Annotated in this window: 19 protein-coding genes; 6 read left to right on the top strand and 13 right to left on the bottom strand. The window is 52.6% G+C overall.

The window, feature by feature from the left end; genetic code table 11:
- Window positions 1–51: 51 nt before the first annotated feature.
- Window positions 52–702 carry a TetR/AcrR family transcriptional regulator gene (locus KHO27_RS06515; RefSeq protein WP_214501427.1) on the bottom strand — a complete coding sequence of 217 codons (651 nt, stop codon included), beginning with the start codon at window positions 700–702 and terminating at the stop codon, window positions 52–54.
- A gap of 198 nt (window positions 703–900) precedes the next feature.
- Window positions 901–1,191: an RraA family protein gene (locus KHO27_RS06510; RefSeq protein ID WP_250888419.1), complete on the bottom strand. Its 291-nt coding sequence runs from the start codon at window positions 1,189–1,191 to the stop codon at window positions 901–903.
- A gap of 77 nt (window positions 1,192–1,268) precedes the next feature.
- Between KHO27_RS06510 and KHO27_RS06505 the strand changes: the two genes are divergently transcribed.
- Both KHO27_RS06505 and KHO27_RS06500 read left to right on the top strand, forming a co-directional pair.
- On the top strand, window positions 1,269–2,351 hold the full coding sequence (locus tag KHO27_RS06505) for an SMP-30/gluconolactonase/LRE family protein (protein ID WP_284731307.1): 1,083 nt from the start codon (window positions 1,269–1,271) through the stop codon (window positions 2,349–2,351).
- A 217-nt stretch (window positions 2,352–2,568) separates the two neighbouring features.
- Entirely contained in the window at window positions 2,569–3,309 is a 741-nt protein-coding gene (locus KHO27_RS06500; protein WP_214501426.1) for a phospholipase D-like domain-containing protein, read from the top strand.
- A 146-nt stretch (window positions 3,310–3,455) separates the two neighbouring features.
- Here KHO27_RS06500 and proA read toward each other — a convergent pair whose 3' ends face one another.
- Window positions 3,456–10,085, bottom strand: coding sequence for an anti-phage protein ProA (gene proA, locus KHO27_RS06495; protein WP_214501425.1), 6,630 nt, complete (start codon window positions 10,083–10,085; stop codon window positions 3,456–3,458).
- A 1,549-nt stretch (window positions 10,086–11,634) separates the two neighbouring features.
- Between proA and KHO27_RS06490 the strand changes: the two genes are divergently transcribed.
- Window positions 11,635–13,005 carry a hypothetical protein gene (locus KHO27_RS06490; protein ID WP_214501424.1) on the top strand — a complete coding sequence of 457 codons (1,371 nt, stop codon included), beginning with the start codon at window positions 11,635–11,637 and terminating at the stop codon, window positions 13,003–13,005.
- A 336-nt stretch (window positions 13,006–13,341) separates the two neighbouring features.
- Here KHO27_RS06490 and KHO27_RS06485 read toward each other — a convergent pair whose 3' ends face one another.
- Window positions 13,342–13,704 carry a histone-like nucleoid-structuring protein, MvaT/MvaU family gene (locus KHO27_RS06485; protein ID WP_214501423.1) on the bottom strand — a complete coding sequence of 121 codons (363 nt, stop codon included), beginning with the start codon at window positions 13,702–13,704 and terminating at the stop codon, window positions 13,342–13,344.
- Between the two features lie 77 nt (window positions 13,705–13,781).
- Entirely contained in the window at window positions 13,782–14,009 is a 228-nt protein-coding gene (locus KHO27_RS26520; RefSeq protein WP_502937648.1) for a hypothetical protein, read from the bottom strand.
- A gap of 207 nt (window positions 14,010–14,216) precedes the next feature.
- On the opposite strand from KHO27_RS26520, the gene KHO27_RS06480 reads away from it, so the two are divergent.
- A complete protein-coding gene (locus KHO27_RS06480) occupies window positions 14,217–14,486 on the top strand; it encodes a hypothetical protein (RefSeq protein WP_214501422.1) in 270 nt (89 codons plus the stop codon).
- 194 nt (window positions 14,487–14,680) lie between these two features.
- Here KHO27_RS06480 and KHO27_RS06475 read toward each other — a convergent pair whose 3' ends face one another.
- Entirely contained in the window at window positions 14,681–15,235 is a 555-nt protein-coding gene (locus tag KHO27_RS06475; RefSeq protein WP_214501421.1) for a hypothetical protein, read from the bottom strand.
- 1,004 nt (window positions 15,236–16,239) lie between these two features.
- Entirely contained in the window at window positions 16,240–16,632 is a 393-nt protein-coding gene (locus KHO27_RS06470) for a DUF6957 family protein (protein WP_214501420.1), read from the bottom strand.
- A gap of 166 nt (window positions 16,633–16,798) precedes the next feature.
- Between KHO27_RS06470 and KHO27_RS06465 the strand changes: the two genes are divergently transcribed.
- Window positions 16,799–17,272: a helix-turn-helix domain-containing protein gene (locus KHO27_RS06465; protein WP_214501419.1), complete on the top strand. Its 474-nt coding sequence runs from the start codon at window positions 16,799–16,801 to the stop codon at window positions 17,270–17,272.
- Between the two features lie 147 nt (window positions 17,273–17,419).
- On the opposite strand, the gene KHO27_RS06460 is transcribed toward KHO27_RS06465, so the two are convergent.
- On the bottom strand, window positions 17,420–17,995 hold the full coding sequence (locus KHO27_RS06460) for a hypothetical protein (protein ID WP_214501418.1): 576 nt from the start codon (window positions 17,993–17,995) through the stop codon (window positions 17,420–17,422).
- A gap of 20 nt (window positions 17,996–18,015) precedes the next feature.
- Window positions 18,016–19,128 carry a hypothetical protein gene (locus KHO27_RS06455; RefSeq protein WP_214501417.1) on the bottom strand — a complete coding sequence of 371 codons (1,113 nt, stop codon included), beginning with the start codon at window positions 19,126–19,128 and terminating at the stop codon, window positions 18,016–18,018.
- A gap of 651 nt (window positions 19,129–19,779) precedes the next feature.
- Between KHO27_RS06455 and KHO27_RS06450 the strand changes: the two genes are divergently transcribed.
- Window positions 19,780–20,061: a hypothetical protein gene (locus KHO27_RS06450; protein WP_214501416.1), complete on the top strand. Its 282-nt coding sequence runs from the start codon at window positions 19,780–19,782 to the stop codon at window positions 20,059–20,061.
- 159 nt (window positions 20,062–20,220) lie between these two features.
- On the opposite strand, the gene KHO27_RS06445 is transcribed toward KHO27_RS06450, so the two are convergent.
- The 4 genes from KHO27_RS06445 to KHO27_RS06430 all read right to left on the bottom strand — a co-directional run bounded on the left by KHO27_RS06445 (window position 20,221) and on the right by KHO27_RS06430 (window position 25,859).
- Entirely contained in the window at window positions 20,221–20,871 is a 651-nt protein-coding gene (locus KHO27_RS06445) for a hypothetical protein (RefSeq protein WP_214501415.1), read from the bottom strand.
- Window positions 20,872–21,037: 166 nt separating this feature from the next.
- Window positions 21,038–22,918 (bottom strand): hypothetical protein, encoded by a 1,881-nt coding sequence (locus tag KHO27_RS06440; protein ID WP_214501414.1) that lies wholly within the window; start codon window positions 22,916–22,918, stop codon window positions 21,038–21,040.
- Window positions 22,867–24,447, bottom strand: a complete 1,581-nt coding sequence (locus KHO27_RS06435; RefSeq protein WP_214501413.1) for a hypothetical protein — start codon at window positions 24,445–24,447, stop codon at window positions 22,867–22,869. Before KHO27_RS06435 ends, KHO27_RS06440 begins: the two co-directional genes overlap by 52 nt.
- Entirely contained in the window at window positions 24,444–25,859 is a 1,416-nt protein-coding gene (locus tag KHO27_RS06430) for a tyrosine-type recombinase/integrase (protein ID WP_214501412.1), read from the bottom strand. Before KHO27_RS06430 ends, KHO27_RS06435 begins: the two co-directional genes overlap by 4 nt.
- Between the last annotated feature and the right edge of the window lie 510 nt (window positions 25,860–26,369).

The raw sequence follows: 26,369 nt of genomic DNA, 5'->3' as shown, positions 1-26,369 counted from the left end.
CTCAAGTGATGCGAAGCGGTCTTGGTCACTTCGCATCTTTTGATTTCTCACCTAAGCCACCTGATAGTGCGTCAGAAAAATCTCAACGGCTTGGTCGACCACTTGATCGATCTTCTCCTGCGGCAAAGCGCTGTTATCCCCCATCACTCTGACCCACAGCACAGTCTCATCGATCATCCCCAAGAATTGCTGAGAAGCTAGATCCGCATCATGGATCTGGAGCTTGCCTCGCCTCCCAAGCTCCGCAATGTAGTCGCGCACGGCACTAACCGCCGGGGTCTTACCAACTTCGAAAAAGCGCTTTGTCAGCTGTGGGAACCGCCGCCCCTCCGCGATCACCAGTCGCAGAAAATCTACGGCAAGTGGCGGCGACCAAAATTGCGCCACACCAAGGCCGATCCGGCGTAAACCCACCTCAGGATCAGATAGCGCGTCCTCATCACTCGCGATGCTCATCACAGGGAAGGCTTGCCACATTCGCTCAGCCACAGCGCCAAAAAGAGACTCCTTGCCATCAGGGAAGCGGTTGTAGAGGGTTTGCCTGGCGACACCTGCAGCCTTCGCGATCACATCCATGCTGACCCCTTCGAATCCATGCTGGATGAACATGAGGCCTGCGGCTGCGAGGATCTTGTCCTGGCGGGAATTCTGATCAGAAGGGGAAAGGATCTCCTCGAAGAGAGATGTCTTAGCAGCGCTCATGGGCAGTCGTGCTCTTGCATAAATACCCCCAAGTTTCCCCTAATTCACCGATTTTGGCCATCTTATTGACACCGGGGATGCGCGAAGGGAAACCCTAGAGCCATAAGCCGTAATCAGGGCAAAGGGAGCCAGGATTGCTTCTACAGCCACAAAAAAACTAGGCCGCAGAAGCGGCCTAGTTTCAATCCCTCCCGACAATCAAAGGAGGTTGTTGTTACGCTGCTCAGAAATGTAGGCGCACGCCCGTACTGTCAACGCCATGATAGTCAATGTTGTCCCTGCACACCCTCCAGTTGGGAAAGGCTTCACATCACGAGTCATAGAACGCAGGCCTACGAATGCAGGCTGGCGGAAGCCGCGCTTGAAAAGCTGAGTGGTCAGCGAGCCGCTGCTGCAAGTAGCAAGCTTGGCCAGCACCTCATCGCTGACTTCAACCTGCTTGCTTGAGACGCTTTCGTGTGCGTCTGAGTAGTTATGGATAACGGACATTGTTATAGCTTCTCCAGGCGGTGTGATCCAAATCAGCGCTCACATCGAAATTCCCAACATATGGAAATCTCGCTCCTCTGACCCCGCTGACAATCACCGACCGCAGACGGTTGATGGCCGAACTGCAAATTATCAAGGCTCGCGGCTATGCAATCGACGACGAAGAAATTCGGATGGGTGTCAGGTGTGTAGCTGCCCCCATCATTGACAAATACGGAACCGTCCGGGGCGCCCTGAGCGTAGCTGGCCCCGCCTATCGCCTGACTCTTGAACGGCTTACCTTGCTCGGCCCAGAGCTAGTCGACGCAGGCAGGAGGGTCGGCGAGCAACTGCGAGTTATTCCCTCGGCACGCTCCGATAATGCGACAACAGTTCTGCCTGGGCCATGGGCATTCCACGGCGCTTTCCCGCGCTGGAGCTCTGAAAGCAACAGACTCTATTGGGCTGACACGCTGGCACCTGCCATACATTTCTGGGATGGAAAGCGCAGCCAACTGTTTGTACGACTTGACCTTCCCATCACAGCAATGGAGCTCCGCAAGGAAGGCCTCTTGGTAGCCCAAGCGGGTGGTTGGTCGCTGTTCGATTGGGATGGTGTTGAGCACCCAATGCAGGACATGCTCGGAAGCCGGTTGCTCGCGCTGGCAACACATCCCTCCGGTACTCTGTGGGCTTGCACAAAATCCTCGGATGGGTGCGTCATAGGCGAGCTGAGCGCAGAAGGGGAATTACGCAATGGCTGGAGCGTCAACGAGCTAATCACGAGCTTCAAGTGGAACGCCGAAGGCACCTCCGTATACGCCATAGCTTCCAGTGTCGGCAACATCCTTCGGATGCAGCTTGGAAGCAGCACGGTAAGGCGTCTCGCATCTCTACCACCTGGGGGCGGAAACTTCAGCGGGCTAGCTTTGGACGCTGAGGGCGGGGTTTGGACAACACAGTACGATGGTTGGAGCCTTGCCCGTTTCGATGCTGACGGCAACCTTGATCGCATGATCGGATTGCCAGTGCCCTCGCCCACCGACTTGTGCTTTGGTGGCGACAACGGCCGTAGCCTCTACATCACCAGCGCTCGCCAGTCATTGAAGCTTGAGGTGCTAGGGAATGCTCCTGACTCGGGATGTCTACTGCGCTTGGACGTGGGTGTTGGCGGCAGCTGAGGGCACGGGCAGGCCTAGTGAAGGTTCGATTTCCTGGGCATATACACTTCCCCGCCAGGATACCCGGCTGGCTTAGACCCCTTGGTGATCTAACCATCTCAGTGGTTCATAATCAGGAAAGATGGATTCTGCTGGCCTGGTCAAGCCGATTACTGCTTACGGACAGCTTACGAAAAATGCACGGAATCTACGAACCTACGCTCAACGGACGAAATCGATGCCTCTCACAGCTGAAGCTCTGTACATCCAACTTGGTCAAATTATCACCGACATGCCAGACCTTAGAAATCATGGCTGGGACACTCCCCAGGGCCAGCAATGGTTGGGGCGCGCCACGGTTTTAGTCGAAGCTGCAGGTGACCTGACGGACGCGCTTAACTTCCGGACGACTGTACAGAATCTTTCCACCAACCCTCTTGTTCCAGGGCATCCCGCCGCAGTTCAACGAATGACCGCCATCCTGTACCAGGCCCTCGCTAGAGCCGAATTACAGGCTCCCGCAGCAGCAAGAAATGGCTTTATCCCCACTGGTGAGCCGTTTACAGCACTGAGCGCGGTCGCCAGGGCATTCGGTGAAGCCAATCAGTCCATCTTCATCATTGACCCCTACGCGGATGCCGGCTTGCTGGACGATTACGTGCTGCAAGCCAGGGAGGGCATCTCCATTCGCGTGCTCGCCGATGCCCAATCAGTGAAGGCCGGCTTGGCCCCAGCAATGCGTCGGTGGAATGCTCAATATGCGGACGCTCGCCCACTAGAGATCCGCCTGGCGCCTCAGCGCTCGCTCCATGACCGCCTCATCATCGTGGATGGTGCTACGGCTTGGAGTATCGGACAGTCTTTCAATGCGCTGGCTACTCGATCCCCAACCGCTCTGGTCAAGATCGACAATGAAACCGCTGGAATGAAGATCGCAGCCTATGATGGGCTGTGGAACGACGCCACCGTGCTTAGCTGAGCACTGCTCTAGGAGGGTTTGTCGGCCACTTAACATCTTGTGTCGAAGTAAACAGAGACGAGCGGTAACACAAGGCAGGGCGATTCCGAGCTAGAACTCAAACGAGGTGGGACGTTCTCAGTCCCACCCCGTTTGTATTGTGTTGCTTATCCTCGATGACGTATCGCCATTTCGATCCGCAACCGAACTGCATGCGCTGGCTTCCGGTGCACACCGGCCTCTTTCGCTACCGCACCGACCAAATCTTCACCTTCGAGCCCTTGCAGTTGCATCTCTTCAACAAGAGCACTGATCTCTTGAATACAGATTTCAGTGAGTGCTCTCACAGAGTCATCGTTTCCTGGCCTGCGGAAAGCCAAGCCCTCTTGCGACTGCATATGTGATGGCCAGTAGTAGACACCGCTTTGTTCTTCCTCATGCGATCGGAATCGCTGCCGAGCGATCTCATCAACGCGCTCTCGAATACGCGATCCTGTTCGCACCCAGCCATGAGCTCGAGCGATACGTCTCGCAACGGCGGTATCTAGGACTGGCCCCTCTTCAGCAACGACATGATCGATCATGCGCTCCAAGGTTGAGGTGTAACCTGGATCGAAGAACTGCTCAGGATCAACCTTCTCTACCGCTTGGCTAGGGTCGGCTTCTCTGTAAAGCAAGTGCTCCACGACCTTTGCGGCTGTGACTACTTCCTCGGCAGAATGAACGACCGCCGCTCTAGCATACTTCAGCTCTGGCAGTGCCTCCTCAGGATCATTGGCCTCCTGAACATCGCTTCCTACAGCGACTACAGTGACCTCATCAACTATGTTGATCACCTCTGCCATAGCAGCATCGACCCTTAACCGCTCAGCCTCTTGTGCCGCATCGATGACTGCTTGCTTGGCTCTGGACTCAGCAAGCAGCTCCGCCAAACGTTGATGCACTTTCTCAGCAGTCCCAATAGCGTCAACCCACCAGTCGGTCGACCAGATCCTGACGATCTCCCATCCAAGTCCTCGCAGTACAAATTCTCGTAGCTTGTCTCGATCTCGCGCGGTAGCACTCCGGTGATAGGTAGCGCCATCACATTCCACTCCTGCCAGGAATCGCCCCGGGGCATCGGGGTGCACGACTCCCAGATCGACCCGGAACGAGGAGACGCCAATCTGGGTATGGATCTGCCAGCCCTTTTTGGCCAGAGCAGCAGCTACAGCTTCTTCGAACGGGCTGTCGAATCCTCCCACGCTGCCGTAATTTGCCTCCGCCAACGCCTGAGGGCCTCGCTCGGCAAACTCGAGGAAATGCTTCAGATCTCGTACACCGACGGCTTGCGTTCGGGCGAGGTCAATGTGTTCCGGCCGCAGGGTCGAGAACAGCACCAGCTCCTGCCGTGCACGTGTGATTGCGACGTTGAGTCGTCGCTCGCCTCCGGGGCGGTTCATCGGGCCGAAGTTCATGGACATCACGCCGGCAGCATCCTTCCCGTAAGTAGTCGAGAAGTAGATGACGTCTCGCTCGTCACCCTGGACGCTCTCCAGATTTTTGACGAACACAGGCTCAAGCTCAGTTTCAGCAAAGTAGGACTCAAGCATCGGATCCTTCCGGCATGCTTCATCCAGCATGTCCATGATGAGTTTCTGCTGCTCACCGTTGAACGTGACGACACCGACGGTACGCCGGCTTTCGCGGAACTCTGGTGACTGAAGGCGAGCAACGAGGTCAGCGACCAGCGCTCTGGCCTCGATCAGGTTTGTACGAGAACCGCCCTTGTCGTACACACCCGCCACAGGACACAGACGTACTGCTTTGTCAGCAGTGAACGGCGATGGGAACGTCACCAGCCTCGAACCGTAGTACCGCTGGTTCGAGAATGCAATCAGGCTCTCATGGCGGCTACGGTAGTGCCAGTTCAGGTTGCGCATCGGCAGGTTAGCGCTGATGCATTCATCCAGAATGCTCTCGAGATCGGCTTCGACATCCTCATCATCAGCCGTCGACTCGGCACGGTCGAAGAACGAGGTCGGCGGAAGCTGTTTAGGATCGCCCACCATCACAACCTGCTTTCCTCGCGCCATCGCACCAATCGCATCCCAGACCGGAATCTGAGAGGCCTCATCGAAGATGACCAGGTCGAACGGAGTCGAAGCCGGCGGCAGGTACTGAGCAATCGAGAGCGGGCTCATCAGCAAGCATGGCGTCAACTTCGTCAGCGCTTCTGGTGCTCGCGTCATCAACTCACGCAATGGAATGTGCTTGGTCTTCTTGCCCATCTCATGGCGCAGCAAGCCCCACTCTGAAGAGCGACTCACGCTGTCCTGACTTGGCAGGTCAGCACACAGGCGCGCACGCAGCCAGTCCTTGGTAAGCTCGGTGAACTTGTCATCCAGTGCGCGGAAATCCCGAATGCGCTGCTCGTGCTCGACGCTGACGAACGTCCGGATCACTTCTTCGTTATCCACGGTGGTATTCAGCCACCAGCGAGCATAATTCACCTCGAAGACACGGCGGACTTTTCCAGAGGTAATCGCTCCGTTCTCCATGGCCTGGATGATCGGAGCGAGGCCAACGGAGAAGGCCTCATCGCGTACCTTTCTCCAGGAACACCAAGCCTTGAGACGCGCCTCAGAAGAAACTACGGTTTCGCAATTCAGTTTGAGGTCACTCAATGACAGCTGAGCTGTTTCATCGATCCCAGTTTCGGTGAAGTGGCCGATCGAAGTCAGGTGCACCGACCGCTCATTAAGCGACTCGAGCTTTTCGCGCAAAGCAACACCTGCCAGGGATATTGCCCCCTCTGGCTCCAACAAGGCGTTGCCATCACCCAAGAGCGCTTGCAGAGGCGCTTTGTAACCAGCGATTTGCTCCGGGTTCAGAGCAAGCTTCGCAATAGCAGTCGCTATCTGTCCTTGGAATGCTACCGCCTGACGAGCTGTCTCCACTTTGGTCTTCAGGTCACTCCAGACAGGCACCAGCTCGCGAAGGTCAGCAAGATCAGACAGATCTCTTTCAACCGCAGTCCGCCGCTTAAGCAGATCAAAGTCACCCTTAAGCAATGTCCCGCATCGACCATCTTCCACTTCAGGATGCTCATCTACCAGACGGCCGCGCTCTTCAATATCCCGTCGCTCGGCCTGGAAACGTAGCGCAGCGTTGAGGATGGAGATGTCGGTACCCTGGCCATTCCAAAGCTGATGAGTGCTCGAGCTGAGATCGGACAACGCGACCAGATCTGCATCAAGGCGAGTCAACGTCCGAAGACGCTGCAACTCTTCCTTCAGCGTGTCTCCCAACTGCCCCTGATCCACCACCTGGAATCCATCATCGATCCACTCCGAGTCAGCGTGTTGGAGTCTGATAGCCTCTTGCAGCTTGATGGCTGTCGAAAGATGCGTGGATTCAGACTTCGAACCTTGCCAAACCGCAACGCATTCGTGCCCCGGCTCCAGCTCATCGATAGCACGGCGTACAGAGCGGATTTCAGACCACGTCGCCAGATCTTTGCCATGATCGGCTTCGCCAGCCGTGGTTTGACTTGGAGCCAACAGAGCCGCAATGCGGCGCTTGCCGAACCAAGACTTTGGCCAGAACGACTCCTCAGCTTCCTTCCACTCTCGTAGCAAGAGATCAATGTCGAGAGATTCAATTGCATCACTGTAGGACACACTTAGATGCTGCTTATGCTCAGCTACCTGGCCCAACAGCGTCAGCGCTTGAGCCAGGACTTCCGTGACGCTCTCCGGCCAAGCTGCACTCAGCTCAGCATACGTGGCACGACGCTGCTGCAGCAGCTCAATGCCCTGCCTAGCATCTGTCACAACTCGCGAAGGCCACAGGGCCGAGAGCTTGCTGGTGAGATCACGGTGCTGCTCAACCCAAGCGCACCCTTCACTCAGCCGCTGTGAAATAGAGCGGGCATCAGGGCGCAACACAAAACGCCAATCATGTCCCGCTGCCGCAGGGAGTGCGAGGGAAAGCACTGACAACCCCTCAAGCGCAGTCGGGGTATGCTCTGTAGCTGGGAGCCCAGACAATTCAACAAAACGATCTGCGGAACGCTGAACATCCAACACAGCAGGCAAGACATCTCGAGCAGCCTGTACAAACTGTTGTTGCCAATGGGGTGACCACTCGGCCTGGCCGACAGCGGACAGCGCATTTCCAACAAGCTGACCATAACCCAGCGCCTGAGCATTAACTTCGAGTCGGTCGCTCAACTCGCGCAGGTCGAGCATGGCCTTCTGGTCATGCGTATCGGGTGAAGGCCAGGCGACAGGTGCGACAGCTTCATCACCACCTGAGGTGACTGTGCCAATCGCATCATAGATGGTGTAACCGTTCCGATGGCGCCGGTGAAGACGCTCAACGTAGACGTTCAAACTGTCGCGCAACGTGGCCAGCCGCTGCGCCTCAACCTCCCATGCTGCGGAGTCCACCTGCCCTTTCGCTTCCCAGGCTGATTGCAGTTGGGCAAGCACATCAGTTTTTCGTGCTTTGCTCGAGTGGAGCTCAAGACAGAACTCACCCAGCCCAATCTCACGCAGACGTCGGTAGACCACGTCCAGCGCAGCAATCTTCTCCGAGACAAACAGCACGCGACGCCCCTGAGCAATCGACTGGGCGATCATGTTAGAGATCGTCTGGCTCTTGCCAGTACCAGGTGGCCCGATGAGCACGAAGTCCTTGCCCTTGGCAGCAGCCATCACTGCCGAAAGCTGGGACGAGTCAGAAGGCAACGGGCAGAAGACATCGGTTGGGCCATAGTCACGATCCAGCGACTCGGCCTCAGGGAATGGAGTATCCGAAACGAACGAATCTCGAGGCGTATCCAGAAGGTGCTGCACCACTGGGCTCTGGCGAAGGTGCTCGGCATTCTCAGCCAGATCCTTCCACATGAGGTATTTGGCAAACGAGAACATCGAAAGCACGACGTCTTCGCTCAGTTCCCAGCCAGGGATGTCCTTAATGGCATGACCGACCTTGTTCCAGATGCCGGCGATGTCGAGGCCATAATCATCTCGCGGCAGTTCATGCTCGAGAGCGCCCAAACCAAGCTCGAAGTCTTGGCGCAGCATTTCAATCAATGTCGGATTGAAGCGTGGTTCATCATCGTGCAGAACCATAGTGAATCCCGAACGAGCGCTTCGACGTTCGAGAGTGACCGGTACCAGCACGAGTGGTGCTTTGTACTTCTGACCGGCCCTGTCCTCTCGTGTCCAGCTCAAGAAACCGATGGCCAGAAACAATGTGTTCGATCCACCTTCCTGCAATGCTGTGCGAGCTCCTCGGTACAGCTCAGTGAGTCGAACATCCATCTCTTTGGAGGTCAGAGCAACGAACACCTCTCTGCGCTTGAGGGCATCCTCTGCATGACGTCGACGGACGTCCTCGCGCTCACGCTGCTCGTACAACGCGCGCTCACGCGGATCAGCGCCATCCATAAGATCAGGCCGAGTAAGCAGCTTCAGCGACTGGCCGCTGGCCAAGATATCTTCAAGTGCACCGGGGTCTGGGGATTCAAGCTTCAGTGCCCGCTTGCCCATTTTGAAGTTGAGCAGGTTGTTACGAAGAGATAAGTCCAGGAGCTTACGCTGCCAACGGCCGAGACGATCAGCAGGGTCGAGTTTCGAGAGGTCTTCGACCACTACATCGAGGATTTCATCAGGGATACCCGCACCGTCCTCAACCAGGAGCACAGGAGCATCATCCGATACGTCCTCAGCAACCCGGGCAATCTGAGCTTCAGCACTCGCAAGCGGCTTAATCCGTTGGAGACGAGCCCGACGAACATCCAGGAGCATCTCAAAGTCGCTATCCGCGTCTTCGGCAATCTGCTTCTCCCCTCTCTCTACAGCGTAAGAGAAGGACGGAACAGGGTTCTGAGTGATGAGCGTGGTTTCGAACAGAACCAGCTCTCGTAGCTTCACCCTCTTGCGCACTGCCGTCACATCATCGACAAGCGCAGTGGTGAACTCCTCTGGCTTCATCCAAAGCCCTGCAAAGGCGTGCCCCCGGGTGAAAACAATCACCGGGTTGAGGCCTATCTGCTCCAGGGCTGCGCAGAACAGCAGAGTGAGATCCATGCAAGTGGCCAACCCCGCATCAGCAATCTGACTGGGACTACGCACCTTCTGCCCGGACTGCTCGAAGCTTGCCGGCGGCAATGCATAGTCGAGTTTCATCCGTGCTACAGCATTCCAAACCGCCGACGCCAACTGCCAGGCGCGCTTGGAACCACCTTCATATCCGTCTAGTGAAGAGGACAGCTCACTAAGGCGAAGCAATTCCGCCGTTTGCTTCAACAAGCGTTCGACTGCTGGGTCGTTCGGCTGAACAAATGCCGCCGTCATATCGGGAATATGCCGCAGACCGCCCCACTGGTTTCGAGGCAATAGATCTACGACTTGCTCATACCGGGCAACCTCTTTCCGACCGCTTTCAGCTTCCTTGTCATCAGCCTCGAGGATGAAGGTGAAGGTCGAGAGCTCAGCCTCAGTCAGGCGACTAAGCAGCGGGCCATCCAACACTAGGTCGAGCCCCGGAATGATCCGGAAGCTGTCTGCCGCAATCTCATCGATCCGCCAAACCTTGGACTTGAACACCTCAGGCTCGGAGGTCAAGGTCAACGTCGCGTTGACGAAACGGTCATCGGTCTCGTTCGAGATCCGGAGCTCCCGAATCACTGGGATGGCGTTCTGGAAGTCCGCAAGGTTCAGCTTAGCCACGAGGGTGGCTAGGATCTTCACTTCTTTTGGCGGGATTTCTTCTTGGGCCGTGAGGGGCTGAACGATGTCGTCCATGCGCAACCTTCCTTGTCGTAGCGCCCAAGGGAGTGCCGGAATTGGCCGGCCAGAGGGCCCCTCTTGAGCTAATGGCCGGATGATAGCGCGTCCTGCATGGGTAGTAATGAACCTTTGGTCGTGGCCGGCCCCAGAATCCTGTTATCGGAATCTCGCCCATCATCTCAGGCGCCCCCAAGCCATGCACAACTGCTTAAGAGGATGCCAACGCAAGAGTTGTCATGAGCAGTTCGCTCCCTGAAGCCAAAATTAGAGGGCAGACAAAGGCCATCATAGCGAGAACGACTGTTCACCCAGGACTTATCACCAAGCAACCAATGCACTCAAATGGAAGGGGCGAACTGTCTTTCGCGAGAGGATACAAATGTTCTCCAGCTGAGAGCGCGACAAAACAAGACGCTTCCGATCGCAGCTAGCTCATCACCTTAGCTAACTGTATTGCGATGCAAAGCGAAGCGCATTATGTTGTGCTCAATCCTAGATGAATGCACCACATTATGTGTTTTCAGCGGTTCTGGGTCAGCTGTTCAGCGATCTCACCTTTGTCCACTTCACGAAGGAAATACCGTCATGACAGACCGACGCCCTATCAACAAGAATGTGAACGTGCCGAAGCCAGGCGGTGGCGAGCAACCCCGCTCACGTAACGATGATGGACAGATCCGGAAGAAGCGCAGCGACGCTGACAAGCCGCGCAACAGCTAGAGCGAGCCCAGGCAGAGGACTAACATGTCCTCTGCCCTCACCTGCGGGTGAGCATCACCAGTGATCGATGACTGGACTCCCAGCATCATTCCGATCCACTCCGTCCAAGGAACCTCTCTCGAGATTAAGTACGGCGCCTGCCTCGTAGGAGGGATGTGGAGCTCAGTGCCTCGAGCTGCTTCATCATCGCGATGTTCATGGCCTGGGCTTTCCTCAGCTCTCGCTGAAATTCCTCTATCAGCGGGGCTAGATGGGCAAGTCCTGCAGTAAAGCCCGCGCTGTAAACCCCACTCGCTCCATTCGCTGCCTTGAGTCTCAGGTTGCGCGCTGCTCCTCCAGAACAGCGTTTCAGCGTTTCTGGATTGACGGTTGGCGTCGTCCAGCCAGCCTCATAGTCAGGTGTCTTTTTCATAACCACCTCGAAGGAATAAGAGCCAAGGCGTATGCCTGGGCATGCCCCCCTCTCGAAGCGTAGCAACCACTGACCTCACCTCCCAGGCTGCTTGTCAGTCCACCTGCGCAATTTCCACTTTGTGAGGATCAAGGAGTGCTACCAATGCAGACACCTTCCCGGCGATGCGCGATGCCCCTTTTGACCACAGGCCTCGGCTTTTGGCAGGACACTCGCCGCGAATGCAGGACGATCATACTGACGTGCTGCCGACCATTATTCGATCGTTCAATGGCTGCGCCTTTACTGGCATGGGATATTCACAAGGCAGGTACCAATAACGGCGTCCTCGGAAGGTGCTTTGTCGTCGACTGCCGATTTAGCTCTATTGTTGAAGCAAGGTTCGCTGAGGTGACCTAGCTTATCTTTCCGTACTACGGAGCATGCACACAGATGGATTTTGGCTTTGTAGATTTAGACATTTTAGTCACACGAATTCGAAACCCCGCTTCAAAGCGTTATTTTCTCGATTCTGTCAAAGCATACAAAGCCGGCGCCCTGCGGGGATCACTCACGTCGCTCTGGGTTGCTTTAGCCTATGATTTGATCGCCAAGTATCGTGAGATCAGTGCTCAAGGGGACGCAGCGGCTACTCTATTCGTCAAGCAATGGGATGCTGCCACTGCTGCGGGCAATATCTCTAAATTACTGACCCTTGAGGCGGATATCCTCGACCACGCGACAGACACCACGCAGGTCATTGATCCTATCGCCAAGCGCCATTTGCAACGCATGCGCGACGATCGACACCTATGCGCACACCCTGCATTCTCAGCTGAAGCTGAGCTTTTCGAACCTTCACCTGAACTGGTGAGGCTTCATCTCGTTAATGTCATTGATTGCGTGCTTTCGCGTGAGCCGCGTCAAGGAAAAGCGATTTATGACATCTTTAGCCTAGACGTACAGTCCACAGGTTTTCCGGCTGCCCCTGACCAGATTTATGAATACGTGGATCAGCGGTATTTGAAGCGCATCAAGACGCCAAATGTGCAAAATTTCGGCACAATCCTGGGAAAATCCTTATTGAAAGGCGTTCCCTCAGAGTGGGAAGCGCACCAGCAAAAAATTGCCCACACCCTGATCGCACTGCGTGATCGGGTTCCTGACGCTTGGCCAGATATCCGTTCCGCAATCCTGAGACTCATTGATAGCGCCGAGCCAGCTTCACGCCCTCGGGCAATTTCGTTGCTTGCGGCGTTCCCAGCATTCTGGTCGCAACTGGAGCCCTCCACTCAAACCGTGCTTGTTGAAACCGCCGCGAATTTTGATCCCGCGAACACGCCTGATTATCGGACACTCGCCGGTGTGTCAGTTCCCGCTTTGCGTCAAGGTCTGCTGAGAGTTATCCAGGACATGAGTGACACTCATCTTGAACAAGCGATTAGTGCCTCCCCGATAACAGAACTGTGGGAGCGGGCTGTCTCGAGCTATAGCGATTCTGGAAGCTTCAGAGGGTCTGAGATCCGTTTCCGCAACTTGCTTGCACCGTTCTCTGGAAGACTCAACCGTTCACAACTAGAGCTTCTTCTAGGTGCGCTCATGGGTAACAGTCAGTGCTGGAATGCTGCCGCGACGGAGGGTCTTCTACTGGGACTGCTTCGAGACGCGGAGCCGCATGACTTGCCAAGTCATCAATCAACTGACGACTTTTTCCAGGAGACAGTTCGCAAGGGAGCCCATACCCAATTTTCGGAGGTATTCAGCTTCTTCAGCGGCCATGGCTGGGTTCGCCCGCAAGCAGAGGTCGATGAAGACCTTGAATAGTCGCTAGGCTCTGTACGAACTCCTGAGAAGCCCAGTCAGTAGCCCTCAAACGCTGAGTTTTTTCAGAGTACGCCATCGACGGAAGTAATTCCGCGATGGCAAAGCATTACGAACTCTAGGATGAGGCCTGGGCTGTGGCCCCGATCTCCATCGAAATCCATGGACAAAGGGCCCCGCCTGAGCGACCGACTGATGTTTGATGGCCCGCGCTGGCTGCTCTGCTCTGGTACTACGTGGCAAGCTCTAGACAAGATTTACCGCATCTCTTTTCGCACAAAACTTAGAGCGTAACAGCGCTCAAATGAAAAGGCCTCCCGAAGGAGGCCTCTGAGGAGCTTATTGACGCCAGGTCTCTACAGCTTCTGCGCCGTGCTCACTCTTCCACGACTTGAGAACGGCGTGGTTACCACCCTTAGTCTGAATGACTTCACCGGTATGTGGATTCTTGTAAGTTTTCACCTCACGCGGCTTACGAGTGTTAGCTGGCTGCGCAGGCACGCCCAGACGGCTATGGGCTTGTGGGTCGAGAATGCTAATGATGTCCCGCAAGCTGTAGCCATACTCAGCGAGGAGTGCGCGTAGCTTGCTTTCAAACGCCATCTCCTCCTTGAGGCCATTGTCTTCTTTCAAGGCCTCCAGCTCGGCGAGCTGAGCTGCGAGCTGCTGTTCCAAGCGACGGTACTCTGCAAGGCGCGACATTGTGTGAATCCTATTGGCTGTAAAATGTCTCTAAGGGTACAGCGATCTCATGGCGTTAATCCAGATAATTACTGGCCTCACATCAGGTCAGAGCTCAACGTAACAGGCTGACTGAGGCTCACGGTGTATCGGCTACGCCACCAGCTCACAACGTCAGAACCGTATTTATGCCTCCACTCCAGCAGCCCCTTTAGAGCTCCTCCCCGGCTAAGAACAATCTCGCCTGTGCAAGGATTGGTATGGACATTTATTGAGACAGGTCTGCCCTTCTTGATTCGAGGATTCGGAGGCTTTGTCACATACATACTCCAGCGGGCGATTGGGTCGAGCAAGCAGATTACGCATTTTAGACTGTATTCATTTCAACACTTTCTGATGATGGGCGACTGGCTCCTTGACCAGCCGGCCATAACACGATGAATAACAAGACTCATAAAAAACTCGTCACCCACTCAAGTTTTTCCAGCAACAACCGTTTTATTCATTAGAACCCTTCTTGACGGATAAAAGCTGTGAACCGACCTATAAATACATTCCTGAAAACAAAATCGCAAAAACTTGATTATGAAATGGCATTCTTCTCGAATCCTGATGTTCCTGAAGAGACCTGCTCCGCTGACTCATACAACTACCTAGTTATGATAGGCGTCGATCCCGCCAATATGATAATGCTCACTGTTGGAGGCATTGATTTCACGTTCACCCCCACCCAGGCCAAGGCTCTTGGCTCAAAATTACTCGAGCTGGCGAGCACCAGTGGTGCAAAGGCACCGACCAGCTAAGACTCTCAAAGCAATATCCCACCTAGCCATGAATGCATTCATGCCATCGTAGAACCGATCATCTATGTAAGCGGAGCGCGCAGGCCCTTGGCCGGAGGCGTGAAGGATGGAAGCCCGCAGGGCCGAGACCCGCCGAGCGGGACTCGGTTTACGACAGCCTGGACGCAAAGCGGCACGCCCAAGCGCACTGGACTTTAGTTGTGAAGCTTACTGAACCGCTCAACCACAACACTCGGGGCGACACTTGGCCAGGCTTCCAAATCCGCCGACTTGCGCCAGAAATCAATAGCACGCCAAAGGAAGTACATTCCAGGAATTGCCCCACCCATCATCGAGTAGCTGTGCAAAACGGGAATAGCTCCCGTCGTAGGGTGTTTTGCGAGCACTGGTAGAAGCGCAAGAAGAAATACTGCTACGTATGCCACGACAAACCAAATAGCTCCATGGAACATCATATACACAGGTGTGGCCAAGCGAAGCTTGGTAAGGCTGCGAATCCGCCCGCCCTCCTCTTTAAACGCATACACAGCCCCGTGATTTTTGAGCTTATTTTTTGACTTCTTGTACACACAATAAAAATCGTAGTGCTTACCAGCTTCAATCTCTTCATAGAGCTGAGTGGGAATGACAGTGTTTGGAACCAGCACACCATCAATTTTCATGATGACCTGGACACTTCCCTCTCGATGCTCAAAAACACGAATATCTTCAAGCTTCCCAGAGACCTTGATGTAATCAGTGGCTGCCACAATACAACTCCTGTCAAAAAATCCAATGCCTAGCGATAGGCAAAGGGAGACCGCAGGCAGCTCTGAATAGAGCTACCTTGTTCAAAAATTAGGATTTACTGGAGCCGGTTCGGGCTTGTGAAAAAGGTTTTAGCCCCGCCCTTCAAAAACTCCCGCAGGCCTGCACGCCCACCATCCTTCCGGAAAGTAGCAATGACGTAACGGGAACGTTGAGTAGTCGCTACCCAGAATCGCCCCTCCTTATGCAACGACTGGATGTCAGAGCTGCGTAGGTAGTGCCCGTCAGCAAATCGCCCATCCGGGCTAGCATTTACATGGCCGAAAACAACACCAACAGCACAAGCAGCAATGATCTGCGCGTTCACTAGGTACGCGGTGACAGGCTCTGCGTACCCTTGGCCTGCGGCGCGCGCAATGCGCAGAAGATCAAAATCCGTGTACCGCCTGCTGTGCAAATCGATGGAGTAGGTATTTGACGCTGCCACGTAAAGCTCCTTGCATGGCTGAACCCAGCCAAAAACTGATCACGAAATGAAATTACACCGGAGCCCGGTACAGCTCTCTCACCTGACGAAGAGAGTCATGATCAAACCCACCCTCATGGGAGTCGTTGTAGATCTGACCACTCTCGACCTCGAGCAGGCATACCGGGCAGTCGTTCCTGTCAAAGCCCATAGACACAGACCTCAGTCGCTCCATACGCCATGTCGCAGAGCCATTCAGCCGCCCAGGCGTCACCACCTGCACGTCCTGGATCTGCAGATCGTCGCCTTGAGCACTGACTAGCTCATGCAGTCGAGGCTCGTCATTCAGCATCTCTTCACTGGAGACAAAGCGACCACCCATCCGCCTTTTCACACTTACGTGATACCAGTGAGTCGACAAGGCCCTAGATACCCCATGCCAGTGAGCCAGGCCCTCTCCAAACATGCCTGGTACGCCCGCCATATCTGTCGCGTTTGTTCTAAACATCAGCCTCAGCCGCGAGCCCTTGCTCGTGTGTGTCAATAAAATGAGAAGATCGTTTTGAGCGAAGCCTTCTGCTCCGCTCCATCTCCAACGAGCACATACACCGTGTTTCGGGTCTCAAAGAAATACCCGTCCACGAGCGCCACACCGATGCTCGAGCGCACCCAATTGCCCGGCTGGAAGCGGCCAGCGCTATCTGCCAGCACATTGTGAGCAAGCAGGAATAAGGGGATGTTTCCGGCCGCTGATACCTTCGCAAGCTCAGCTTCAGTGAGCTTCGCGCGGAACAATGTCCAGTCCCGAACCAGGCAGTACGCCTTGGCCGGGTAGCGGCCAGTGACAAGCTCGATCAGCTGAGCCTCATCCCCGCTTGCGCCCTCCCGCCACTCTGACGGTTCGCTAAAGAGCTCGATGTCAGCGGTGTCCAATTCCTCACCTCGCTGGTGCTACTGCAGAGAAGCCTCGTGGCGTCCGACCACCCCTCTCTCACCTAGACGTGCCATCCAGGGCCATCCACAGGATACGGATAATACAGTGAATTACCGTTTATCCGCAAAGCTCAGCTATGGCTATATCCTGACTTTTGGATGAACTATGCAGCTCAGGATTGCCTTCGCCGGCGTGCTACGCGCTTTTCGCCACGTCAGGGGGGCCCGATACGCCGATCTGTCTGAAGCGACTGACCGCACCAAAATCAGCGCCCTGGAAAACGCCAAGACGAGCATCACCATCGAGCAGCTCGAGCAGATTGCGGAGAGCCTCGGCGTCGACCCGCTCGCCATGCTCGCGATGTCCATTGCCAAAAAACAGAATGAGCCGGCCCTCACGGTCGTAGGGAGAGCGTTAACCCACGTGGCTGCGTTTGAGGCTGAGGGAGGATTGAAGGCGCTGACCGAGCAATTCGACGAGGACGGCAACCTCGTCAAGCGGAAACGCGGCAAGCCGCTCAACGCTGACAACGAAGCTGCAGTCCTCGCCCTCAAGGCCGCCGGCATGAAACAGCAGCAGGTTGCGGATCAGCTTGGCCTGGCGTTGACTAGCGTGCGGGATTATTGGAAGAAATCCTAACGGCCTCTAAGGCCGTAAGGACAGTTGGAGCAGATGCACTTGAGGGAGAAGCCCCGGGCAGTACCACTCCGGGGCGTCATATCCGATTCATAAAACTAGGTAATCGAGGTGAATGAATAGAAACATCCAACCCTAAGAACTGGTTTCTTAGAGTTTAATGACATAGACAAGAGCAGCACCGAAGACGATTGTGAAACACATACCCAGCATCCTGCATGCATCGCTGTTACCTACGATTGTGACATTCAGCTTCCAACCCTTCTTTTCGTCCACCCAGTTGGCCAGTCGAATAGTAGCGCCCGTACCACCGTGAACCAGGAGTAACACGTGATTGAATGCAATGAACATGAGCAGATACACGGGCAGCCAAACCAGTAGCAACTCCCAATATCCAACGTACCCGTATTCGACCACAATGATGAAGCCAATCGCAAAGAATCCCAGCTCGAAAGAAAACTTAACGTACTCGACAATTAGCTTTCGCACCCCTTGCATAAACTTGTTGCCGTCATAAGGATGCAATGCCGTGAAAAAGTAAATCACGATAAGGACAGACGTCATCATAATGGCCATGGCAAGGTTAGGCCATGACGCATTACCCTCTAAAAACTTAGCATCCCACCCTGCGATTCGAAACAGCAGAGCCACCGCAAAAGCTAATAAAAGCGTCTTTACGGGCAAATACCCAAAATTCGTATCACCTTGATGCACATGCGTAGTCATTCACAACTCCCTTTGATAATTCACAAATGATTTTTGATCCGATGAAGGCGCGATGAGATTTCGCCTATCAGCTCAAAATGTTCACCACCGCTCATCTTGTCAAATTTTGACCTGACATCAGTAATACAATCCTCAGTCAGCTGCTTCAGTACAGCTTTATCCCTCAATCGCTCAACACTCTGAACCGAAGCAAAACTCTTATCGAGGCGCCGTTTAGCATTGATAAACGCCTCATCAACTTCTAGAACCACTGCAAGAGAGCCTCTTACCCATAACAAATCTGGGACGTGAGAATTATTACTGAATACCGTTAACTCGGATGGCCTGCGTGGCGAGTACAACTCCCTCGCAACCCAACCCTTCAGATCCGTGGAGCAAGCATGGAAGCCCCCCACATCGACAGTAGGGCTTTTCGTAAACGTGAAGATTGTATTGGCCAGCTTCACCGCATCTTGCACAAAGCTGTCGAGCATGAATACATTGAGACCCAGCGCCCTACTGTGGAACAAAATATCCCCTTCGCGCGCGTCGCGACGCTGTTCGATCATGAGCAAATCATAACCAAGGTTGATCAGCTCAAAAACAAATGCTAAATGATCCGACTCACTCGCAGCTGTTTTAGCCAAGGCTCTCTTTAATCGCTCCAACTTCGCCGAAAGCTTACCTAGATGATTGGTGCCATCTCCATTTTCATCAAATTCCGGGGTGATAATCAGAGCACAGTTATGCAGCGAATTATCAGGAAATACCGCGTTGTACAGTAGCGTAGGATCGCGAAACCTAAAGACCCTCAGCAGGCTCTCTTCTTGCTCATTCAGCAGCTCGATGAAAAGCTTTCGGTGACTGATATACCGATCGAACGTCATCGCAGCGAGCTGGGCCTGAGTAACCTTCTGCATTTCCTTGTTCTGGCGAGCTAGGAACAGGAGGGTTGCGACAGTGGCTAGCGTACTCGTCAGTGTGAAAAAGCCAGCGAGCAAGGCACCAAAGCTCGCCCACGCTGAGTGGTTGCTGGATACGTAGGGAAGCTTTTCGGCGTAGGTAGAAAACAGGGCATACCCCAACACCGCAATGAGTAAGGGCATAGCGATCCATACCCAGCGGTCTATGACCCAGGCAACAACAGACTTCACAGGAAAATCCCTTTCACACCAATGATGATGGCAGTTTAACACTGCAGGGTGAGCGGTAGCCAAGAAGGCAGGTCATCCAGGTGGGGAGTGGGTGGTGGCAGGCCTGATGGTATCGGTGACCATCACACAGTCATCATAAAGCGGGGTTTAGTCCCCTGAAACGCTCGCCTGAGGAGCTATCGGCGCCAGAAAGGAGAAGGGTGTACGTGGCCAAGGTCACGACTCAGAGCCGCGAAGTTCCATCGCCGAGTTTCCATCCGAAACCAAGGCATTGTGACGCAGTTCACATAATGTCATTTTGATTCCTCGCCAAATCTACACAACCAGCAAATTTTATGTCGATAAATCAATACGTTATAGAGCTGTATATAAATACAGCTCGCTAACCAATTGATTCTTATTAAGTTAAATCCGGTAATTCGGCAGTATACATTTCACAGAGCCACTCCTATGCTCACGTCCATACCTTAAAAATGGAGAGCGCTAATGGCTGTCGCAAAAAAAGATCAGGTCTACTGGGCTGAATGCCTTGACCCCAAAAAACCCGTCTGTGGCAACAAATGGAAGAGCCGTGCAGGCTTTGGCACACCTAACTACTGCCCTAAGTGCCGTTCCACCCGAATCGCTGTGCGTCCTCTGTAGGGAAGCATCATGAGCACAAAGTCGAAGGGCGTCTGCCCGTTCTGCGCTGAAATGATCATGCCTCTTGTCATCGAGGAAAACCTGGTTAGACGTGACAGATGCGCCTGCCCGGCATGCAGTGAAGATATCTACGTCTGCCGCAGCCCAGGGTGCAACAACTACGCAAAGGGCGGCGAATACTACGACGATGAGCTCTGTCCGCAGTGCACCGGTAACATTGCTGACATAGGCAAAGCGACGGTTGCAGTGGCTGTCTTTGGTGCCATGGTCGCAAAGGTCATTAAACCCTAGAATGCGTATGAAACCCGAGAAACCCAATCGTCGAGCTTCCAGCGCTGAGATTTTTCCGTCTCATGACACGCGTTAACAACCTCGAGAAAGCTCGCCGCTATGGCCTCCCCAGCCTACTCCATGCAGTGGCGACATCTATTTTGTACAGCACCCTAATTTCTACGCATCAAATTTCCGTCGCAGCATTTCAAGACGGATAAGCTCATCATAAGTTGCAACCATATTCATGACCCCGTGATACCCAGGCTCACTATATTCCAAACTTTCCTCACCAGGCTTAACAATAACGAATACATCCATAGCTTCGCTCTGCATACCATCGATAAATGCTATCAGAAATTTTATGTCTCCGCTAAGCTTGACGATTTCTTCCTTCAACTGCTCCGAATCCCCAGACACCAATAAGCCACCAGAGTCTAGATTTATTATAGTATGTTTTAGCTGAGCAACCTGCCCTTCGAGCCCTGCATTTCGTATCTTCAACGCTTCATAATCAGAAGCGCTAATCGATGTCGGTAGAGCTGCAACCTCCTCCGACTCAATAGTCTTTTCGAGTATTTTTCGATAGTCAGAGTTCCTAAGTAGCGTAACATGACTTACTGGCTTTAAATTACTCTCTCTATTATGCTCCGGCAAGCTAAGATTTCGGCTAAGCTCATACTCTGTAACAATCTTAGCCACACCCCTAGCAAGACTGGTAATGTTCTTATAATTAGCCCTAGATAGCACCTTAAGAGCACTATGAATATGAGCAATACGTGCTGCCTTATGCGAATCCCTGTGTTCCTGAAATGTGTCTTTACGCTGCATAAAATCGAGCCCTATGCGATAGGTCAGTAACCATTACAGCCTCATCAACCGTTGTTGCGGGCGCCCAAGTTATTACTGACATAGCGAGCCCTCGCTACTGAAATATACAGTAGCGGGGCTAGCGTGTTATCAAGTCAGTCCAGCCTTGCGTTCGAAGCCACAGTAATCAGTCTTCAACTGATGCTACACCCAGAGTTGAAGCAATCAAGCGAACAGGCTTAGCTTCCACTGACGGGTTAGCAACAGTATGGCCAATTTTAATCACATCCCGAACATCAAGCACCCCGGCAGTCATCATACTGGAGATTTGAGAGGTTAGTTGGTGGCACGGTTGCCTTGGATCAACGCGGAGAAGCTCATCAAATTTACCCTGCTGCACCAGCATGGCCATCCGCATATAGGCAAATTTCTTGTTCAAGCTCTCACTTGCTGCGTCTGGGAAGTTTTGGACATCAACTAAACGCTTCAGAACGTGCTCAGCCTCCGAAACATTAACCCTCTCAAGGTGCGCAACGACCCCCTCCTTCTCAGGAATAAAATAGCTTTTATATTCGCCACGCTTGGCCATCAGATAGAGCTGCTGCTCAATGGCTTCAAGTGCATACGCCTCTCTGGCATGATGATCATACTCCATATTCAGGTTCTCCATCACCTGAGGGTTCCGCGCAGAAGGCTTCAACGCTCGGTACTCGCGTAATTTCTGCAGGATTTCCTTCATAACTTCTTTAGACTTATCTTTTTCCGCACTGATAGCTGGCAGGTGGTCTACCCCACGGATGGCGTATGGGCAAAGCGCGCACGGCCGACCTGCCCCAAGTTGCTTTACCACTTCTTCAGGACAACGATTATCAAACGGACAGATATGACATAGATTATAGGCTAGCTTGGTGTATCGCCGAGCACGCAAGACCTCTAAGCCGCTCTGTTCTTCCCTGACCCCCGTCAAGCTAATCAGGCCATGCATATCAATAGCCTTCACAGGGTCTTTATGAATGCTTGCTCCCAGCCTTGCATTCAGCCTCAATGCAGCCTCCGCTAGCTCTGGGGCCTCGCCGCCACTCAGCTTGTCCATATTCTTCAGCATATAATCAGCCAGTAGCTTCTGATGATCCGGCATGTTTTCGCCGTCAAACAAGGTGTAGTACCAAACCAGCTCTTCAGTCTGGCCTGTCATGAACTGACCGATCAACGAAGGCGGTAGAAAACGCATAGCTTCGGACACAAACCCAGCCCTCAATCCGTGCGGGGTATGAGGACTGGTGAAGCCATCGGCAGAAAGTGTGCTCAGATAGGCATGATCATAGCCCTTAACCGGCTCACGCTTACCGTCTCCCCCTTTCAGAAACACAATGTCATCACCAGTATCGTCTTGCATGACCTCCCTGATGAAATGTTGGAGCATCAGTAGGTAAACAGGGTAATGCCGATAATTAGCCCACTGGCTATCACCAACTCCAATTTCTCTGAAGAGCGGCTTGAACTGCCCAAATTTTGAGCCCTTGGTGAATCCATACCAAAGATTCTCTTTGTAAGACTCAGAGCTGCAGGAGTCATACCAGGCCCTTTGGCGATCCAAAACATCGATCACATGGCGCGAAACAATCGCCGTCCACTCTCCGTGCGACTTATCCGAGCTAACAAAAAGAGGTGCCAACGGACTTTTCCAATACCTATCCAAGACGCAGTCGTACTTTTCTTTATTAAGCCACATCAGATGTTGTTGGCGCAGCCCTGTTTCACACATTAGAATGGTCAGGCGAACCGAGTTTGGCGAAATGCGTTGAACCACATTACCCATAAGCTCAAAATCTACAACCTTATAAAATCTAGGAAGCACCTCAAACCGATGAATCTTACCCTCATGGTAGAAAATTGGCGTATAGTTAAGCAGTGATTGGTTAACCTCCCCAACCCCCCTCACTTCCTTAGAAAAAAGCCCAGCCCAAGCATGACTGTTAAGCAAATCTGTCAGGCTAGGTTGGCAAAGCTGCCCATTCAAGACCCCACAGTTAATATCTTTTTCATCCTGACCATCATAGTACGGCATATTATTGATATGATCAGTGAGATCTCCAGACTGTAGAGCATACTCAAGAATGTTGCAAAATAAGGCCGAGGGATCGGCCTTTTTTTCGTACCTGATTTTTTCTCAACGGCTGGATAGCAGGCACTTGTAAAATTGCATTTAAATTTATCCGCATCCGGCAGCACAAGCCTGTTGCTTTCGATATATTGGCAGAAATGGTCAATCACCAATACTCGCGCATAATGCGTTTCGTTCACCCAACCGTGCGCCCTAGCATACTCCTCCATGTACCCCAAAAAAGTCCTCGGCGGCACCTTATCAAACCTTATAACACCATCCAAAAAAACCGACTCATGAGTAAAATAAAGGCTGCAGTTAAATTCATTCAGAGTCCTAGGGTAGTTCTCAAGTGATCCATCACGCCGCATATAGAAGCTAGGCAAGTAAGCTGTCAGATAGCTCATGTACAGATTTCGTAAAAACGAATAGTTGCTCGAGCGCTGCAGACGCTTGGACTTCATGAATGAGCCAAACACCTGATCCATATGCATGGCAAAATTTTTCACTTGAGGATGCGATTCCTCAAAGAAAGGCAGTCGGTCATTCGACTCTCCCAAGCTGAAGAGCCCTTTGATGCGGTGCGCGGGGAAATGTGTCTTAAACATGAGTTCGAAATTAAACTCAGTCTCACCATTGGCTAGAGAACGAGCCATTTTGAGCGCCGCCTCATGAGCCTGCTGCGCAGAGCTCTTCATGTGCTTTGTCTTTGTCGCTATTCTACGTCCTTTGTACACCCTTTCAGGCTTGCACTTTCGCTTAACCTCCTGGTACCCGCTAATGATACTCTCTACCATCTTTTTACTAGATGGCCGGGGATGGGTAATGGTCAACAAAAAATCATTTACATAATATCTTCGAAGCGGCAACTTTCCCGAACCATTAGCCCCATCAAAGAGAACCTTACAACCTTCCTCGGTAATGTCATCAACGGTGTAGAAGTCGGTGCTCAGCAAAAGTCTCAACCAAAAGCTTACTCGACTGCTTCCGTCGTTGAACTCATCACGCTTGTAAATACTCTCAATCTCAGAGTCGGGATGCACACCGCGAATGATAGTAAGGCACTCAAGATCGAGATTGCAGCATAGCTCATCGAAAATTTCGACTTGATGGTTAATTGTCTGTATAGATAAGGGAGCAATGAAAACTTTGCGTGCCCAAAGAGTGATAAAAACCATCCGAACGAATTGGGATAGCGTCATATCATAACTCTCCGGCAATCCGTGATATGATCGATCAATATCCCCAATCCGGGTATTTGATCCACGATACGTCGACTCAAGCAAACGCTCAATGTGAGCTAGTTCCCAACCACTAAAGTCAAGGCCATAGCTATTGAAACAATACTCAATTTTTTCTGCCGAACTACCCCTGCCTTTTGAGGCCTTCCGATAAATGTTCCGAACAAAAGATACTGCCTTCTTGAAAGCTGCGATAACTTCGCCTTCGGGCACCAACCAGACTGCCTTATCCTTACTAAGATTGATCATCACTGGGCGCCCCCTTCAAGGTGTTTTTTGATTTGCTCAACCTCACTCTCAAGGTGCTGAAGCTGTACCTTTACAACACTAAAATTTTTAGTCGACATACGAATCATGTTCATGGCAGCAAAAGTCGCCTCAAGCATCCTTGCATCCTTCCGGGCGTAACGCTCTGTGGATTTGATCGACTTGTGGCCCATCAAAAGCTGTACCATTTTTAAGTCAAGCCCAAACCGACTTGGATCCCTCGGATTTGGGCAATGGTTTACCAAGTAGTAAGCATACATATGACGAAGTGAGTGAAACCCGTAGCTAGTACCAGTCAAATTGAATGCTGCTTTATTAAAGCGCTCCCATACCGCCTGGTAGGATGACGGCATTGCTCCGCCGTCGCGCATATTGCGGAACAAAAAAGGGTGGATGACAGGTCTATGCCTCGCCTTTTCCTTTGCAATCTCTTCTTCATGATAAAGGCCAAGATTTGCCCAAAAAATGGATGCAAACGGCTCAATCAGGAAAGTATCCGGTTTGTCTCGCCCTTTGTGCTCAAGCTTGTTCAGCTTTGCCTCAGGGATATACTTCATCAGAATATCTCGCCGAGTGTCGGGATCGACAATGTAAACCCGATTGTTTTGTGGGCTTTCTGGGTTCACCACAATGTCGTCCATGATGATAGTCAGCGCTTCAGAAATTCGACACCCTGCTGCAGCCAGGAAAGACCAAAGCACTTTGTCCCGCAAGCATTCTGCGCTTTCGATCAACTCGACGCATTTATCGATAGGGAACGCCGTCTGGTCACCTCCGAATTCGTCAGTGCGCGCCATCAACTGTGGCTTTGATGTTGCCGCGAGCCTTTGTCTTTTTATCTTTTTAGCACCTCCGGCCAAGCAACCTGCAAACCAGCTGTTCGCCTTAATAGCGGCGCTAATATTTCTAGGCGCATCGGCATACTTTGCTACAGTGAGCGGTACCATAGACAGCGCCACGTCTGAGACATATCCACTTTCCTGCATTTGCAACAAGCCATTTCGCATTGCTTCGCTTGATGCAATGAAATTATTACAGCCGGCCAAATTCACAGCAACAGAAGATCCGCTAAAATTACGCGACCCAAGAACCTTTGCTGCATCTCGCGCAATTACGGAATCGCTATCGACCCCAAATACCAAATAGCTTTCGTAGCTATCCAGAGCCTCATTAAGCAAGAGCGGAGTTAGGCCACCATAATTCAAACCAACCTGATGAATATAATTAAGCTTTTCCGCAACCGCATAACAGTACGCCTTAGCGGTCAACCATTTTTTCGCTTTGGCCAGCTGATACGCCCAGCTATCAAAAAACTCACACAGCATTGAGTCCGGCGAGAGAATCCTAAATGTAGGAATACCATTGCGCACCGTCTCATATAGTTCAACATGCTTCATAAACTGATTAATACCTATGGAGATAATTCGGCACCGTATCGCTCCGAATTTCGGCGCATCCTTCCACAGGAATTTTCACAAATCAACAAGCTGCAATTATTTAATTGCAACTTAGAGTATGCCAAAAGTATATCGTTTTTAATACGCGCTCTTTACCGCTTTTTACTCATGAAAAAGGACTGATACTGTAGGGGTAGGCATTTTCCAGAAACCGCATAAAAACGCTGTCTCCGGGACTCTGAGCAGATTGCCGTGCAGGCAACACCATTCTACACAGCCAAAAATATAATGAGTATTATTAAGATTTAGCGACAGAATGATGGAGATTGCCCGGCTTTTGGGACAACGCCCTCCCCTAGCATCGCTTTCCAATAAAGGAAGCCTGACGCAATTCATTTGATCGGGACTGATGAGTTAGCCACGCCAGCCACCACTACGAGTACCAGTCACGCAGGTAAGGTGGCCTTTGGCGAGGATCAGGCGGCAGGGAGGGCTATAAGGAGAATGCAT

This window comes from Pseudomonas sp. RC3H12 (genome assembly GCF_018596375.1).
Classification (GTDB): domain Bacteria; phylum Pseudomonadota; class Gammaproteobacteria; order Pseudomonadales; family Pseudomonadaceae; genus Aquipseudomonas.
Note: the sequence above shows the minus strand (reverse complement) of the source record. Positions and strands in the feature narration are given on the sequence as shown.

Bases quoted from the DNA above. Each gene is read 5' to 3' on its own strand.
- KHO27_RS06510 (WP_250888419.1), bottom strand. From the start codon at position 1,191: ATGTCCGTTATCCATAACTACTCAGACGCACACGAAAGCGTCTCAAGC.
- KHO27_RS06450 (WP_214501416.1), top strand. From the start codon at position 19,780: ATGAGCACAAAGTCGAAGGGCGTCTGCCCGTTCTGCGCTGAAATGATC.
- KHO27_RS06500 (WP_214501426.1), top strand. From the start codon at position 2,569: ATGCCTCTCACAGCTGAAGCTCTGTACATCCAACTTGGTCAAATTATC.
- KHO27_RS06490 (WP_214501424.1), top strand. From the start codon at position 11,635: ATGGATTTTGGCTTTGTAGATTTAGACATTTTAGTCACACGAATTCGA.
- KHO27_RS06485 (WP_214501423.1), bottom strand. From the start codon at position 13,704: ATGTCGCGCCTTGCAGAGTACCGTCGCTTGGAACAGCAGCTCGCAGCT.
- proA (WP_214501425.1), bottom strand. From the start codon at position 10,085: ATGGACGACATCGTTCAGCCCCTCACGGCCCAAGAAGAAATCCCGCCA.
- KHO27_RS06460 (WP_214501418.1), bottom strand. From the start codon at position 17,995: ATGACTACGCATGTGCATCAAGGTGATACGAATTTTGGGTATTTGCCC.
- KHO27_RS26520 (WP_502937648.1), bottom strand. From the start codon at position 14,009: ATGTATGTGACAAAGCCTCCGAATCCTCGAATCAAGAAGGGCAGACCT.
- KHO27_RS06465 (WP_214501419.1), top strand. From the start codon at position 16,799: ATGCAGCTCAGGATTGCCTTCGCCGGCGTGCTACGCGCTTTTCGCCAC.
- KHO27_RS06440 (WP_214501414.1), bottom strand. From the start codon at position 22,918: ATGCCGTACTATGATGGTCAGGATGAAAAAGATATTAACTGTGGGGTC.
- KHO27_RS06430 (WP_214501412.1), bottom strand. From the start codon at position 25,859: ATGAAGCATGTTGAACTATATGAGACGGTGCGCAATGGTATTCCTACA.
- KHO27_RS06515 (WP_214501427.1), bottom strand. From the start codon at position 702: ATGAGCGCTGCTAAGACATCTCTCTTCGAGGAGATCCTTTCCCCTTCT.
- KHO27_RS06445 (WP_214501415.1), bottom strand. From the start codon at position 20,871: ATGCAGCGTAAAGACACATTTCAGGAACACAGGGATTCGCATAAGGCA.